This is a genomic window from Nocardia sp. Marseille-Q1738 (assembly GCF_965283145.1).
On the sequence record NZ_CBDIMS010000003.1, the window covers coordinates 106,397 to 121,212 of the forward strand.

The window sequence follows — 14,816 nt, forward strand, 5'->3', positions numbered from 1 at the left end:
TCTGTCATTGCACCGCCGCGGCGTCGTACACCACGGTGACCTGTTGTCACCGACTGCGCGGCGATCCGATGCAGCACCACCTCCGGCTGCGTCCATCAGGCGGTCGGAGGCTACGGTCGGAGGATGCCGACCACCACTGCTGAATTGTCGACCGCCGCCCTCGACTTCGTCGCCGAGCGGCATCTCGCCACGCTGACGACGTTGCGGGCGGATGGGACGCCGCACGTGGTCGCGGTCGGGTTCACCTGGGACCAGGACGCCGGGATCGTCCGCGTGATCACCAACGACGGTTCGGTGAAGGTGCGCAACGTGCGCCGTTCGGGGTACGCGGCGGTCAGCCAGGTCGACGGCATCCGGTGGATCACGCTGGAAGGCCCGGCGACCGTGCTCGACGACCCGGACAGCGTCGCCGACGCGGTGGAGCGGTACGCGGGCCGCTACCGGGTGCCCAGGGAGAACCCGACCCGGGTGGTGATCGCCATCCAGGTCCGGCGGGTACTGTCCAGCAGCACCCTCGTCGCACCGGCTACCGAAGGCAACGGCGCCACCGCTTAGCGGCACGGTGGCGACCGCGTCCATCCATCACAGTGCCGTGAGGCCGTGCGGCTGGTTGTTCAGCGACTCGCTGCCGTCCTCCGTGACGACGACGATGTCCTCGATGCGCGCGCCCCACTCGCCGCGGAAGTAGATGCCGGGCTCGACGCTGAAGGCCATGCCCGGCTGCAGAACGAGGTCGTTGCCCGCCACGATGTAGGGCTCCTCGTGCACCGAAAGACCGATGCCGTGTCCGGTGCGGTGCACGAAGGCGGGACCGAAACCCGCCTCGGTCAAGGGGTTTCGCGCGGCCGCGTCCACGGCGGCGGCCGTGACACCGGGTCGGACGGCCGCGACCGCCGCCGCTTGGGCGCGCTCGAGTGCGGCGTACCGGGCGGCCACCTCAGGATCGGGTTCCCCGAGCACGTAGGTGCGCGTCGAGTCCGAGTAGTAGCCGGGTTCGACCGGGCCGCCGATGTCGACGACCACCACGTCCCCGGACTCGATGCGCCGCTCGGAGACCCCGTGGTGCGGGTCGGCGCCATGGGGGCCACTGCCGACGATGACGAATGCCGCCTCGGTGTGCCCCTCCGCCACGATCGCGTCCGAGATATGGCGTCCGACCTCCGCCTCCGTGCGGCCCACCTGCAGGAACTCCCCCATTCGCGCGTGCACCCGGTCGATCGCCGCGCCGGCCCGGCGCAGCGCGTCCACCTCGGCCGGGTCTTTGATCATGCGCAGTTCACGCAGCACCGGGGTGGCAGACACCGGGAGGCCGGTGAAGGATTCGGCCAATGGCAGCAGGTGCAGCGCGGGCATGGCGTCGGCGACGGCCACCCGGGAACCCACGTGCAGCGCGGACTTCACCAGGGCATACGGGTTGGTACCGTCGACCCAGTCCAGCACCTGCAAATCCAATTCGCCGGCCGCCGATGCGTCCAGCGAAGCCAGCTCCAGTTTCGGGATCACCACCGACGGGGTCGCCCCATCCGCGGGTATCACCAGGCAGGTCAGCCGCTCGAACGACTCAGCCGCCGACCCGATGAGGTAGCGCAAGTCCGGCCCGGGAGTGATCAACAGGGCATCCAGATGGGCGGCCCGGATCAGCTCCACCGCCCGCTCCAGCCGAGCACCGTAGACGTCCGCCGCGAACCTGGAATCCGTATGCGAGCTCATTCGCCCGACGTTACCCGCCGCGCGTGCCGGAGGAACGCCGAACTTCGCCGGGCGGTGTCGGTGCGGGCGAGTAACCTCAGCGCGTGACCTCTGTTCCCGGTGCGCCCCTGCTGCTGTTGGACGGTGCCAGTCTCTGGTTCCGCGCCTTTCACGCGATCCCGGAGAAGATCACCGCATCCGATGGCCGGCCGGTGAACGCGCTGCGCGGTTTCACCGACATGGTGGCCGCACTGATCACCAAGTACGCGCCGGTCAGGCTGGTGGTGTGCCTCGACCTGGACTGGCGGCCCGCATACCGGGTGGAGCTGGTTCCGTCGTACAAGGCGCACCGCCTGGACACGTCCCCGGAGGCCGCCCCCGGTGCGGAAATGGTTCCCGACACTCTCACACCGCAGGTCGAGATGATCCTCGAGGTGCTGCACGCGGCCGGCATCGCGACCGGCGGGGCGGCGGGTCTGGAGGCCGACGATGTCCTCGGCACCCTGGCCACCCGGGAGCGTACCGACGCGGTGATCGTGGTCAGTGGCGACCGCGATCTGCTGCAGCTCGTGCGGGACGAGCCCGCGCCTCCCGTGCGGGTGCTCTACGCCGGACGCGGGCTGGCGAAGGCGGAACTGTTCGGCCCGGCCGAGGTCGCGGCGAAATACGGTGTGCCGCTGCGGAACGCGGGCCCGGCCTACGCCGACCTGGCCACGCTGCGCGGCGACGCCTCCGACGGCCTACCCGGGGTAGCCGGCATCGGCGAGAAATCCGCGGCCACGCTGATCTCCCGTTTCGGCTCGCTCGACGCGCTGCGCGCGGCCGTCGAGGACCCCGGCGCCGAGCTGTCCAACGGCGTACGCGCCCGGCTCCGGGCCGCCGAGGACTACCTGAAGGCCGCCGCGCCGGTGGTCCGCGTGGTCCGCGACGCCGACGTCGCGCTCTCCCGCTCCGACGTCCTCCCGACCGAGCCCGCCGACCCGGACCGGCTGCGAGCTCTTGCCACCGCCTACAACGCCGAAAGCCCCGTGACTCGGTTGATCACCGCTCTCGGGGCACGCACCACCTGAGCCCGATACGAAGAAGCCCACTGCGCACCATGGCGATGGGCCGCGAGCATGCCGCAATGAAGGGGCCGCAAGACAAACCGAGTCTGTGTCCAAGCGGCCAACAGGTCCGCGACGACGTCGCCAGCGGCGGTCGCCCGAGCGCCCGGTGGCATCACGGTGCGCACCCAGGTCGTGCCGCTACCACCTCACGTAACCACATCGGACAAACCACCGCTTTCGAGCGCAGCGAGACCGAGCATTGCCCGTTCGCGGCCCGGCTCGCGTCCGAGCGGCCGACGCGTCCGCGACGAAGTCGCCAGCGGCGGTCGCTCGGACGCTAGCTCGGCCTACCGACCTCGTAGGTGCCGTCGTCCTTGGTGATCTTGATGCTGACCTTCTTGGCCTCACCACTGACCTTCACGTCGCACACGAACGTGGCATCGACCTTGACCTCCTGGCCGGACGGGCAGGAGACGTCGCTGACATCCTGGATGCCGTAGGAGTCCGACAGCACCTTCTTCACGCCATCCTGCACCGCCGCCTGATCCAGTTGATCCTTGGCGGTCAGCACAAGCACGAGGGCGACGATCGCACCGAGAACAACGACGCCGAGCAAGGACAGGCCGATGACCAAACCCTTGCCTTTGCCGCCCTGCTGCGGCGGTTGCTGCGTGGGGGCGCCCCACTGCGGCTGCTGCTGACCCCACTGCTGCTGCCCCTGCTGACCCCAGTCCTGCTGCTGCGGCTGACCCCATTGCGGCTGCCCCTGGGCGGGCTGCTGACCCCACTGCGGCTGCTGGGGTTGCTGCGGCTGCTGCCCCCACTGCTGCTGCGGCTGTCCCCACTGCTGCTGCGGCTGCTGCTCACCCCAGTGCTGGGTCGGCTGGGCCGAGGCCGGGGTCTGCGGCTGACCGCCCCACTGCTGCGTGGGACCCGCGCCACCGGGTGCCTGTTGTCCACCCCACTGCTGGGTGGGATCGTTGCGTCCCTCCCCGGGTTCGTTCGGTCCGTAAGGGCCGCTCATCTGCTTGCCTCCACTCGCATCGTTGTACACACGGTAGCCCCCCGCACGGGCCTCGTCGCATGACACGACTCTTCCGCCACGGTCGGTACGCGAAAGAAATCAAATCACAATCGAATCCGCCGTGTTGACATTGGCGGCGTTCGCGGTGTCCGCCATGGTCACGCGAGCCACCGAACCCGTCACCGGCACCACTCAGGCGGCGTCCACCGCGACGACACCGCGCCGGATCGCCCGCACCGCCTTGGCCGCCGTGGCGGCGACCTCGGGATCGTCGGCGGTGCCGTGGATCTGATCGAGCAGATCGATCACCTGCCTGCACCAGCGCACGAAGTCGCCCGCCGCCAGCGCTGCGCCCTGATCACCACTGGCGAGCAACGACTCGGCCAGCCCGTCCCCGCGCGCCCACTTGTAGACACCGGTGACGAAACCCAGATCCGGTTCCCTGGTCGGCGGCAGCTTGTGCCGCGCCTCGTCGGTCCGCAGTTCGGACCACACGCCGATGGTCGCGCCCACGGCTCGCCGGATCGGCGCCGTCGGTCCGCTCGCGCCGAGATATCCGCCTTCCTGGCGCGACTCGTACACCAGGATCGACACAACTCCGGCCAACTCGGCCGGACCGAGGCCGCGCCACAGTCCCTGCCGGAGGCATTCGGCGACCAGCAGGTCACTCTCCGCGTAGATGCGGGCCAGCCTGCGCCCCTCGGGAGTCACCTCGCTGTCGTCGACGAACCCGCGTTCCTCCAGCAGACCGAGGATCCGATCGAAGGTGCGCGCCAACGAGTTCGTGGTCGCGGCAACCTTCTGGCGCATGGATTCGGTTTCGCGGAGCAACCGGTTGTAGCGCTCGCCGATCCGGGCCAGCTGCTCGCGATCGGGCCGGGTGTGCGCCGGATGCGCGCGCAGGCTGCGACGCAGCGTGGCCAGTTCGCGGTCGTCGGCCGCGGCGGAACGCTTGTCGCGCCGCGACCTGCCCGGCACCGAGATTCCGGTGCTGCGCAGCGCCGAGGCCAGGTCGCGGCGGGTGCGGGGGGTCCGGTGGTCCACCCGGCGTGGCAGCCGCATGTGTCCGAGCGCCTCGGCGGGCACCGGGAAGTCGGCCACCGACACCCGCCCCGCCCACTTGTCCTCGGTGAGCACCAGCGGGCGCGGATCTCCCGGCGTCGCGTCCGGTTCCAGGATCACCGCCAGCCCGGCGCGGCGCCCGGAGGGAATGGCCACCACGTCGCCGCGGCGCAAGGCGCCGAGCGCGTCCACCGCGGCGCCCCGCCGGTCGGCGCGGTTCTGCTGGGCCAGCTGCCGTTCCCGCTGCTTGATCCGCTCGCGCAGGGCCAGGTAATCCAGGAAACCGCCTTCGGCGCCGCCGAGCTGATCGCGCAGCTTGCGCAGCGCGGCATCGTTGCGCTCGATGCCGCGCACCAGCCCGACCACCGAGCGGTCCGCCTGGAACTGCGCGAACGACCGCTCCAGCAGGGCACGCGACTCGTCGGCGCCCATCCGGTCGATGAGGTTGATCGACATGTTGTATCCCGGCCGGAACGAGCTGCGCAGCGGATAGGTGCGAGTGGAGGCCAGGCCCGCGACCGCGCTGGTATCCACCTCGGGCTGCCACAACACCACCGCGTGGCCTTCCACGTCGATGCCGCGCCGCCCCGCGCGCCCGGTCAGCTGGGTGTACTCCCCCGGCGTGAGTTCCGCGTGCGACTCGCCGTTGAACTTGACCAGCCGCTCCAGCACGACGGTGCGCGCGGGCATGTTGATGCCAAGAGCCAGCGTCTCGGTGGCGAAGACGGCGCGAACCAAGCCGTTGACGAACAGTTCCTCGACGGTGTGCCGGAACGCGGGCAACATCCCGGCGTGGTGCGCGGCCAAGCCCCGATGCAGCGCTTCGCGCCACTCCCAGTAGCCGAGTATCTCGAGATCGGTCTTGGGCAGGTCACCGGTGTGCCGCTCGATGATCGCGTCGATCTTCTCGGCCTCGTCCGCGCGGCCCAGATCCAGGCGCGACCGCAGGCACTGCGCGAGCGCACCGTCGCAGCCCGCACGGCTGAAGATGAACGTGATGGCCGGCAGCAGGCCCTCCTCGTCCAGCTTGGCCAGCACCTCGGGCCGGGGCAGCGGCCGGAAATCACGCCGTGGACCACCGCGGCCGTTGCGCGGGGCACCCCATCCGTTCATCCGGTCGGCGGCTTCCCGATGACGGATGAACCGCACCAGGTCCTCGTCCACGAGCACTTTCTGTTCGGTGGACTTGGTGTCGAACAGGTCGAACATCCGCCGCCCCACCATGACGTGCTGCCACAGCGGCACCGGCCTGGTTTCGTCGACCACGACCGCGGTGTCGCCGCGCACGGTCTCCATCCAGGCGCCGAACTCCTCGGCGTTGCTGACCGTGGCCGACAGGCTGACCAGCCGGACGTCCGGCGGCAGATGCAGGATGACCTCCTCCCACACCGCGCCGCGGAATCGGTCGGCGAGGTAGTGCACCTCGTCCATCACCACATACGACAAGCCGCGCAGCGCGTCCGAGGAGGCGTACAGCATGTTGCGCAACACCTCGGTGGTCATCACGACCACCGGCGCGTCCGGGTTGATCGACTGATCGCCGGTGAGCAGCCCGACGTTGTCGCGGCCGTGGCGCTCGGTGAGGTCGGCGAACTTCTGGTTCGACAGCGCTTTGATCGGCGTGGTGTAGAAACACTTTCCGCCCGCGACCAGCGCCAGGTGCACGGCGAATTCGCCGACGACGGTCTTGCCCGCCCCGGTCGGGGCGCAGACCAGAACGCTGTGGCCCTCCTCGAGCGCCACACAGGCGTCGCGCTGAAACGGATCCAGCCGGAACTTCAGCTCGGCGGAAAATGCGGCCAACTCGGCCGTCTGCGACCGGTGATCTGTCACTTGTCAGAGCGTATCGGAGTAGTCCGACACTGGTCGTGTGGATTTCTCCTGCGCAGTCGTGACCGACTCCGCCGGGTCGATCGGCTCGGGCGCACCCAACTCCGAGGCTTCCTCGTCGGACAGCGCGCCCCAGCCTTCCCGCTCCTTGCGGGCCCGGCGCAGGTCGTTGATCCGGGAGAACTGGACCGCGACCTCGAACAGGACGGTCAGTGCCAGTGCCAGCGCCAGCATGGAGAACGGGTCCTGCGGGGTCACGATGGCGGCGAAGACGAACAGACCGAACGTGATTCCGCGTCGCCAGGCCTTGAGCTTCTGATAGGTCAGCACCCCGATCAGGTTCAAACCGATGATCAGCAGCGGGGTTTCGAAGCTGACCCCGAAGATGATCAGCAACTGGATGATGAACCCGAAATACTGCGAGCCGCTCAGCGCGGTGATCTGCACGTTGTCGCCGATGGTGAGCAGGAAGCTCAACGCGTGCGCGATGACGATGTAGGCCAGCACCGCCCCAGCGGTGAACAGCACGGTCCCCGAGGACACGAACCCGATCGCGTACTTGCGTTCCTTGGCGTACAGGCCAGGGGTGATGAACGCCCACAGCTGATACAGCCAGATCGGCGCGGCGAGCACGACACCGGCGGTCATGCCGACCTTCAGGCGCAAGGTGAACTGTTCGAACGGCGCGGTGGCCAGCAGGCGGCATTCGCCGTCCGGGCTCAGCGCCGCGCGCGCCGAGGCGGGCAGCGAACAGTACGGCCCGCGCAGGATCTCACCCAGGCTGTCGATGCCCAGGAACGAATGCCCGTACCAGAGGAAACCGAGCACGGTGGTGGCGATCACCGCGGCGATCGAGACCAGCAGGCGGTAGCGCAACTCCTGCAGATGCTCGACCAACGACATGGTGCCGTCGGGATTGGTCCTGCGCTTGCTGCGCCGCGGATCGAACGGGATTCGCATGGTTGGTGATCGCCCCTGGGTTGGTGTGCCTCGCTCGGCTCGGCAACAGCACTACGACCGGAGTGAGTTCTTCCTCACTCCGGCACGAGCGGACCCGCTCAGACCGACTTCGGCTCGCTGCGGGGCTCGGTCGCCGACGGCGTCGCCTGCTGCGCGGCGGGCAGCTGCGGCGCGGGCTGCTGAGCGGTGGCGCCGGTGTTCGGCGCGTTGCTCTCGCTCTGCATCTGGCTGACCTCGCTCTTGAAGATGCGCAGCGAGCGGCCCAGGCTGCGGGCCGCATCGGGCATCCGCTTCGCCCCGAAGAACATCACGAAAACGACCGCAATGATCAGCCAGTGCCAGATGCTCAGACTGCCCATGATCTACCTCCCAAGACTGTGATGTCTCGATGCTACCGGACCGTGACGTGCGCGAACGCCGCCGTCACCGCTCGTTCGCCCGCCGTTCGGCCGACCCGCCCGCCGCGGCGTCTCGCAGCTGGCCGAGCAGTTCCGGACCGGTCCAGGCCCGCCGGTCGCCCTGTTCGGCGGCCACGATCAATTCGATCAACCGCTGATTCACCGGCGTCGGCATCCCGACCATCGCGCCCAGCCCCACGATTTCGCCGCACAGCCAGGAGATTTCGGTCTTGCGGCCCAGTGCCAGATCATCCGCCATGGACGACCGTGCCACCGGATCGATGGCGAGGACCTGCCCGGCCACCCGCTGGAACAGAGCGTCGGGGACGGTCAGCAGCCCGGCCATCAGACGGGGTGGCAGCGGGGTCAACCGCGCCGGGCGAATGCGTGCCCGGCTCATCACCGCGAGCGCTTCGCGCTGGGTCAGCGCGAGGCAGCGGCGATAGTCGCGGTCGGCGAGTTCCTCGCGCAGCGGGCGCCCGGACAGCGCGTTGATCGGATTGTTCAGGTTGAGCAGCAGCTTCGCCCACTGCACCGGGCGCAGATCCGGATACCGGCGCAATTCGAGTCCCGCGCGCTCGAACACGTCCAGAAACGGCGCGAGAGCCGGGTCGTCCTGCACCGCTAGGCCGCCTTCGGTGCCGCGGTGGAAGCGTCCGCCGGGATGGTGCACGACGTTGAACATCACCATGCCGGCCAGCACCACGCATTGCGGCAGGATCTCCCGGATCACCGAGTCGTTGCCGATGCCGTTCTGCAGGCTCAACACCACGGTGCCGGGCCGGATCTTCCCGCAGAGTTCGCGCACCGCGTCCGCCGTGGCCGCCGATTTCACCGTGACGAGCACCAGATCGGCCGATCCGGCGTCTTCCGGCTCGGTGGCGACGCGGAACCGGTCCGCCGCGAGCGCGTCGTCGCCGCCGTCGAGGTCGGTGAGCCGTAGCCCGGACGCGGTGATCTCGTCGAGCATCCGCCTGCGACCGACCAGGGTGACGTCCGCACCGGCCACGCCCAGCTTGCCGCCGACGAAGTTGCCGATGCTGCCCGCTCCGATCACCAGCACACGAGTGTTCACGCCGTTCCCGCCTCTCGTGTCCGGCGGAAGACCTGCACTCGACCGCTGCGTAAGGCGCCGGGCGAACTACCGCACATCGAGCCTCCGGTGCGCCGCCGCTCGGCGGCGCGCTGTTGGGTTGTCCCTCATCGGGCCTCCAGGTATCCGGCTTCCTCGTAGGCGGCCAGGGCGGCGTTGGACCGCTCGCGCACGGCCGCGACCAGTTCCGGCGGACCGAGAACGGTGACGCCGGCACCGAAACCGAGCAGCAGCCGCGCCATCCAGTCCAGCGTGGCGAACCGCATGGTCGCCTCCAGGCTGCCGTCCGGGTGTACCGCGAGCCGGTGCATCGGGTATTGATCGAGTACCCAAGCGTAGTCGGCGTGGATGCGCAACCGCGCCAGGGGAACCGCCGGATCGTCCTGGAACAGGTCGAGGCCCGCGGTCGCGTCGGTGGCGTGTTTCGGCGGCCGGGCCGGCTCGTCCAGTTCGGTCGCGGCCTCGATCCGGTCGAAGCGGAACAGCCGCACACCTTCGGCCTGCCTGCACCACCCTTGCAGATAGCTGTTGTCGTCCACGAGGACGATGCGGATCGGGTCGACGATGCGTTCGGACACCACATCGCGGCTGGCGGAGTAGTACACCAGGCGCACCGCGCGACCGAGCGCCAGCGCCGAGCGCACGGCGGCGACGGCGGGTGCTTCCCGCGGCGGCATGCGTTGCTCGTCCTCGGCGGAGGCCGACCCGCCCGCGATGGCCGATTCGATCTTGGCGATGGCCGCGTGCGCCGCGGTGGGGTCGACCATTCCGGGCATGTCCACGATCGAGCGCAGCGCGACCAGCAGTGCGGTCGCTTCGGTCGAGGTCAGCCGCAACGGCCGATCGATGCCGGCGGAGAAGGTGACCTCGATGCTCTCCTCGGAGAAGGACAGGTCGATCAGGTCGCCGGGGCCATAGCCGGGCAGCCCGCACATCCACAGCTGGTTGAGGTCGCTCATCAACTGCTTGGTGGTCACACCCAGGTCGGCGGCGGCCTCGGCGGCGCTGATGCCGGGGTGGGCGATGAAGTACGGAATCATGTTGAGCAGCCGCGACAGCCGGACCGAGAGCCGGGAACTCATGACGACATCACTCTCATCGGGCTCGCACCTCCGTGTGGTCGAACACCGAGCGCAGCCGGGCGATCACGTCCGACCTGAGGATCTCGGGGGCGAGCACCACCGCGTCCGGGCCGAGACCGGTGATGAGCCGGGCCAGCCAGTCACGGGAACGCACCGGCAGTTCCACCACGGAGCCAGGGCGGCCGCCGATGGCGCGCTCGCCGGTCACCTCACCGATCCTGCGAATCTCACGCCCGCGGCCCTCCGCCACCCACACCGTGGCTGTTCCGCTGACCGGCGCCGTGCTGGTGACTTGGTCGACGATGGCGCGCAGGTCGACGCCCTCGGGCTTGCGGACCGCGTTGCGCGGCCCGTACGGGGTCACCTCGTCGCCGATCCGGGACAACCGGAAGCTGCGCACCGCGTTGCGGGCCCGGTCGTGCCCGACCAGGTACCACCGGCCGTGGTGGGTGACCACACCCCACGGCTCGACGTCGCGCATCAGGTATGGGGCGTTGATCGCGCCGCGGTGCTCGAATCGCACCGCCTGCCCCGCGTCGATCGCGGCCAGCAGCTTGCCCAGCACCGGTTCCGACCCGCGGGTACGGGCCGGTACGGCGGGCACCGACGCCACCGCGGCGTCGGTCTCCACGTGGATGCCCGCCGCGCGCAGTTTGAGCAGCGCGCCCTCGGCGGCCGCGGCGAGCTCTGGCGACTCCCACATCTGCACGGCCACCGCGACGGCGGCGGCCTCCTCGTCGGTCAGGTCGATATCGGGTAGTTCGTAGGCGTCCCGGTTGATCCGGTAGCCCTCGAGCGTCGAGTACCGGCTCACCGGTCCCACTTCCAGCGGAATACCGAGATCACGCAACTCGTTCTTGTCCCGCTCGAACATCCGGCTGAACGCCTCGTCGCTGACGGAGTCCTCGTAACCGGCGACACTGTCCCGGATCCGCTCCGCGGTCAGGAACTGCCGGGTCGACAGCAGCGCGATGACCAGATTCATCAGCCGCTCGACCTTGGATATCGCCACGCGATAGAGGGTAATCGGCATGGTGGCGTCGCCGCGCGGCGGCGCGCGATTTCGGTCGGTCACATGTTCAGGAGATCAATTCGACCTGACAGGGCAGACCCGGCGCCTTGCTCTACGTTGTGCTGGCTCAGCGCTACATCAGCGCCGAGACAGCGCTTCATCACATCGAGGCAATCAGGCGATCCACGCGCTCGTCGACCGACCGGAACGGGTCCTTGCACAGCACGGTGCGCTGCGCTTGGTCGTTCAGCTTCAGATGCACCCAGTCGACGGTGAAGTCGCGTCCTGCCTCCTGGGCGGCGGTGATGAAATCGCCACGCAACTTGGCCCTGGTGGTCTGCGGCGGGGTGTCGACCGCGGCGTCCACCGCCTCGTCCTCGGTGACGCGCTTGGCCAGGCCCTTACGCTGCAGCAGGTCGAACACGCCGCGTCCGCGCTTGATGTCGTGGTAGGCCAGATCCAGCTGGGCGATCTTCGGATCGGACAGTTCCATGCCGTAGCGGTCCTGATAGCGCTGGAACAGTTTGCGCTTGATCACCCAGTCGATCTCGGTGTCGACTTTCGCGAAATCCTGCGCCTCGACCGCGTCCAGGGTCCGTCCCCACAGGTCGACCACCTGGTCGATCTGCGGATCGCGGTCCCGGTTGCGCAAGTGCTCCACCGCACGGGCGTAGTACTCCCGCTGGATGTCCAGGGCGCTGGCCTGCCTGCCGCCCGCCAGGCGCACCGGCCGGCGGCCGGTCAGGTCGTGGCTGACCTCGCGGATCGCGCGGATCGGGTTGTCCAGGGCGAAGTCGCGGAACGACACGCCCGCCTCGATCATCTCCAGCACCAGGGCGGCCGTGCCGACCTTGAGCATGGTGGTGGTCTCGGACATGTTGGAGTCACCGACGATCACGTGCAGGCGGCGGTACTTCTCCGCGTCGGCGTGCGGCTCGTCGCGGGTGTTGATGATCGGTCGCGAGCGGGTGGTCGCCGAGGAGACACCCTCCCAGATGTGCTCGGCGCGCTGCGACAGGCAGAAGGTGGCGGCCTTCGGCGTCTGCAGCACCTTGCCCGCGCCGCAGATCAGCTGGCGAGTCACCAGGAACGGCAGCAGCACATCCGAGATCCGGGAGAACTCCCCCGCGCGGACCACGAGGAAGTTCTCGTGGCAGCCGTAGGAGTTGCCCGCGGAGTCGGTGTTGTTCTTGAACAGATAGATGTCGCCGCCGATGCCTTCTTCGGCCAGACGCTGCTCGGCGTCGATCAGCAGCTCTTCCAGGACCCGCTCGCCCGCACGGTCGTGGGTCACCAATTGCGCCAGGTTGTCGCACTCCGCGGTCGCGTACTCCGGGTGCGACCCGACATCGAGGTAGAGCCGGGCACCGTTGCGGAGGAACACGTTCGAGCTACGGCCCCAGGACACCACCCGGCGGAACAGATACCGGGCCACCTCGTCGGGGGACAGTCGACGGTGACCGTGGAAGGTGCATGTCACACCGAACTCGGTCTCGATCCCCATAATTCGTCGCTGCACACCATCGACATTACAGCCATGACAGGGACTTGCGTGGGGCAGCGAACAACCCGTATGCATACGTCTTCACAACGATTTGGCCCGCTTTGTCGGAATTTGCGCGTGCGAAACGGCGGTTCCGCCGGAAGGATGCCCACCTCGGCACCGCACCCGGACATGACGGCACGGCCCGCGAACAAGCCATCGTTCGCGGGCCGTCGCGCCTCCTCGTCCGGGTGGGTCACTCCGCTGAGGGAGTGTCCTCCCCCGGGGCTTCCTCGTCCTTCGACTCGGGCTTGCCGTTCTTGGACGCGGAGGTGTCGGCCCCCGCCGGGCTGAGCAAACGCTCCAGCGCGGTATTGGTGACCCGCCGGAACGCCCTGCGCGGGCGCGCCTGCTCCAGCGTGGCGACCTCGAGCGAGCTCACGTCGAGCATCCGCTTCTCCTTTTCCAGGCCTTCCGGTGCCCGTGCCTGCAGCGCGTGCACCGCGACACCGATCGCGGAGGCCAGGTCCAGACCTGGCTGGTAGGACGCCTTCAGCGCGGTGACGATCGGCTCGGTGGTGCCGCCCATCACCACGAACTCCCGCTCGTCCACGATCGAGCCGTCGTAGGTGATCCGGTACAGCACCGACTGCGCGGCCTGTTCCGGATAGCCCACCTCGGCCACGCAGATCTCCACCTCGTACGGCTTGAGCTGGTCGGTGAAGATCGTGCCGAGAGTCTGCGCGTAGGCGTTGGCCAGCGCGCGGCCGGTGACGTCGCGGCGGTCGTACTGATAGCCGCGGATATCGGCCTGCAGGATGCCGCCCCTGCGCAGGTTCTCGAACTCGTTGTATTTACCGACCGCGGCGAACCCGACCCGGTCGTAGAGCTCACTCACCTTGTGCAGCGTCGCGGACGGGTTCTCCGCGACGAACAGCACACCCTTGTCGTAGGTCAGCACCACGACGCTGCGCCCCCGAGCGATGCCTTTGCGCGCCAGCTCGGTCTTGTCGCGCATGATCTGCTCGGCCGATGCGTAGTACGGCAACGTCATGATCAGGCGCTCCCTTCTTCGGCGGCCTCGCGGTCGGCGACGATCCCGCGAGCGATCTCCGCGAGCCGCGACTCGGTCACCTCGACCGCACCCTCCTCATCGATCAGAATCGCCGTCGGGAAGATGCCGCGCACCAGATCCGGGCCACCCGTCGCGGTGTCGTCGTCGGCCGCGTCGTAGAGCGACTCGACGGCGATGCGCAGCGCACGGTCCTGATCGATTCCCTTGGCGTACAACTTCTTCAGCGCGGACTTCGCGAACATCGAGCCGGAACCGACCGCGGCGTACCCGAAACGTTCCTCGCTGCGTCCACCCACCACATCGAACGACACGATGCGGCCCACTTTGTCCGGATCAGTGGCGTCCAGGTCGTAGCCGACCAGAATCGGCACCACCGCCAGGCCCTGCAGGGCCGCGGGCAAATTCTCCCGCACCATCTTCGACAGCTTGTTCGCCTTGCCGTCGAAGGTCAGCGACACGCCCTCGAGCTTCTCGTAGTGCTCCAGCTCCACCGCGAAGATCCGCACCATCTCCACCGCCATGCCCGCGGTGCCCGCGATGCCCGCAGCGGAATAGCTGTCGGTGATGAAGACCTTCTCGATGTCCCGGCTGGCCAACAGGTTTCCCTGCGTGGCGCGCCGGTCACCGGCGATCAGCACACCGCCGCGGAAGCTGACCGCGACGATGGTGGTGCCGTGCGGAGCGATGTCCTTCGCGGAAGTGCCGCCGGAAATTCCGGCGGCACCCTGTCCGAACCTCATGGCAGGCAAGAGGTCCGGGGCATGCATGCGTAGGTATTCGGAGAAGGAAGAGAGGGCGTACCCCAGGTGGAGACGCGAGGGGTCACCGACTGTCACTGGCCACCTTTCTGCACGTACGCGCGGACGAAGTCCTCGGCGTTCTCCTCGAGCACGTCATCGATCTCGTCGAGCAGGTCGTCGGTTTCCTCCGCCAGCTTCTCGCGGCGCTCCTGACCGGCGGCGTCTACACCGTCCGGGCCCTCGTCCTCGTCGCCGCCCCCGGCGCGCTTGGTCTGCTCTTGTGCCATGGCAGCCGACCTCCTCTGTCCTCATCATGACC

Annotated in this window: 14 protein-coding genes; 2 read left to right on the forward strand and 12 right to left on the reverse strand. The window is 68.8% G+C overall.

The window, feature by feature from the left end:
• The first annotated feature begins 123 nt into the window (after positions 1 to 123).
• Positions 124 to 555, forward strand: coding sequence for a PPOX class F420-dependent oxidoreductase (locus ACWPXK_RS13985; protein ID WP_454196545.1), 432 nt, complete (start codon positions 124 to 126; stop codon positions 553 to 555).
• A gap of 27 nt (positions 556 to 582) precedes the next feature.
• Here the strand turns inward: ACWPXK_RS13985 and ACWPXK_RS13990 are convergent, their stop codons facing one another.
• Positions 583 to 1,710, reverse strand: a complete 1,128-nt coding sequence (locus ACWPXK_RS13990) for a M24 family metallopeptidase (protein WP_454196546.1) — start codon at positions 1,708 to 1,710, stop codon at positions 583 to 585.
• 83 nt (positions 1,711 to 1,793) lie between these two features.
• Between ACWPXK_RS13990 and ACWPXK_RS13995 the strand changes: the two genes are divergently transcribed.
• Positions 1,794 to 2,759, forward strand: a complete 966-nt coding sequence (locus ACWPXK_RS13995) for a 5'-3' exonuclease (protein ID WP_454196547.1) — start codon at positions 1,794 to 1,796, stop codon at positions 2,757 to 2,759.
• Between the two features lie 316 nt (positions 2,760 to 3,075).
• Here the strand turns inward: ACWPXK_RS13995 and ACWPXK_RS14000 are convergent, their stop codons facing one another.
• From ACWPXK_RS14000 to ACWPXK_RS14050, 11 genes are all read right to left on the reverse strand, one after another.
• The gene (locus tag ACWPXK_RS14000; protein WP_454196548.1) at positions 3,076 to 3,762 is read right to left on the reverse strand and encodes a DUF4333 domain-containing protein; all 687 of its coding nucleotides are present in this window, start codon (positions 3,760 to 3,762) and stop codon (positions 3,076 to 3,078) included.
• 192 nt (positions 3,763 to 3,954) lie between these two features.
• Positions 3,955 to 6,657, reverse strand: coding sequence for a DEAD/DEAH box helicase (locus ACWPXK_RS14005; RefSeq protein ID WP_454196549.1), 2,703 nt, complete (start codon positions 6,655 to 6,657; stop codon positions 3,955 to 3,957).
• Positions 6,658 to 6,660: 3 nt separating this feature from the next.
• Positions 6,661 to 7,614, reverse strand: coding sequence for a twin-arginine translocase subunit TatC (tatC, locus tag ACWPXK_RS14010; protein ID WP_454196550.1), 954 nt, complete (start codon positions 7,612 to 7,614; stop codon positions 6,661 to 6,663).
• 98 nt (positions 7,615 to 7,712) lie between these two features.
• Entirely contained in the window at positions 7,713 to 7,973 is a 261-nt protein-coding gene (gene tatA / locus ACWPXK_RS14015) for a Sec-independent protein translocase subunit TatA (protein WP_454196551.1), read from the reverse strand.
• A gap of 64 nt (positions 7,974 to 8,037) precedes the next feature.
• Entirely contained in the window at positions 8,038 to 9,087 is a 1,050-nt protein-coding gene (locus ACWPXK_RS14020) for a 2-dehydropantoate 2-reductase (RefSeq protein ID WP_454196552.1), read from the reverse strand.
• Between the two features lie 125 nt (positions 9,088 to 9,212).
• Positions 9,213 to 10,187 (reverse strand): helix-turn-helix transcriptional regulator, encoded by a 975-nt coding sequence (locus ACWPXK_RS14025; RefSeq protein ID WP_454196553.1) that lies wholly within the window; start codon positions 10,185 to 10,187, stop codon positions 9,213 to 9,215.
• Positions 10,188 to 10,200: 13 nt separating this feature from the next.
• A complete protein-coding gene (locus ACWPXK_RS14030) occupies positions 10,201 to 11,199 on the reverse strand; it encodes a helix-turn-helix transcriptional regulator (RefSeq protein WP_454197036.1) in 999 nt (332 codons plus the stop codon).
• Positions 11,200 to 11,359: 160 nt separating this feature from the next.
• Complete coding sequence (gene pafA / locus ACWPXK_RS14035) at positions 11,360 to 12,718, reverse strand: Pup--protein ligase (RefSeq protein ID WP_174186519.1); 1,359 nt, start codon at positions 12,716 to 12,718, stop codon at positions 11,360 to 11,362.
• A gap of 220 nt (positions 12,719 to 12,938) precedes the next feature.
• Positions 12,939 to 13,736 (reverse strand): proteasome subunit alpha, encoded by a 798-nt coding sequence (gene prcA, locus ACWPXK_RS14040; RefSeq protein WP_454196554.1) that lies wholly within the window; start codon positions 13,734 to 13,736, stop codon positions 12,939 to 12,941.
• 2 nt (positions 13,737 to 13,738) lie between these two features.
• The gene (prcB, locus tag ACWPXK_RS14045) at positions 13,739 to 14,593 is read right to left on the reverse strand and encodes a proteasome subunit beta (protein ID WP_454196555.1); all 855 of its coding nucleotides are present in this window, start codon (positions 14,591 to 14,593) and stop codon (positions 13,739 to 13,741) included.
• The gene (locus ACWPXK_RS14050) at positions 14,590 to 14,784 is read right to left on the reverse strand and encodes a ubiquitin-like protein Pup (protein ID WP_014986166.1); all 195 of its coding nucleotides are present in this window, start codon (positions 14,782 to 14,784) and stop codon (positions 14,590 to 14,592) included. The genes prcB and ACWPXK_RS14050 overlap by 4 nt, the downstream gene beginning before the upstream one ends.
• Between the last annotated feature and the right edge of the window lie 32 nt (positions 14,785 to 14,816).

Excerpts from the sequence above, each read along its gene's own strand:
- tatA (WP_454196551.1), bottom strand. The coding sequence starts at position 7,973 with ATGGGCAGTCTGAGCATCTGGCACTGGCTGATCATTGCGGTCGTTTTC.
- ACWPXK_RS14050 (WP_014986166.1), bottom strand. The coding sequence starts at position 14,784 with ATGGCACAAGAGCAGACCAAGCGCGCCGGGGGCGGCGACGAGGACGAG.
- ACWPXK_RS13990 (WP_454196546.1), bottom strand. The coding sequence starts at position 1,710 with ATGAGCTCGCATACGGATTCCAGGTTCGCGGCGGACGTCTACGGTGCT.
- ACWPXK_RS13985 (WP_454196545.1), top strand. The coding sequence starts at position 124 with ATGCCGACCACCACTGCTGAATTGTCGACCGCCGCCCTCGACTTCGTC.
- ACWPXK_RS14025 (WP_454196553.1), bottom strand. The coding sequence starts at position 10,187 with ATGAGTTCCCGGCTCTCGGTCCGGCTGTCGCGGCTGCTCAACATGATT.
- prcA (WP_454196554.1), bottom strand. The coding sequence starts at position 13,736 with ATGACGTTGCCGTACTACGCATCGGCCGAGCAGATCATGCGCGACAAG.
- tatC (WP_454196550.1), bottom strand. The coding sequence starts at position 7,614 with ATGCGAATCCCGTTCGATCCGCGGCGCAGCAAGCGCAGGACCAATCCC.
- ACWPXK_RS14000 (WP_454196548.1), bottom strand. The coding sequence starts at position 3,762 with ATGAGCGGCCCTTACGGACCGAACGAACCCGGGGAGGGACGCAACGAT.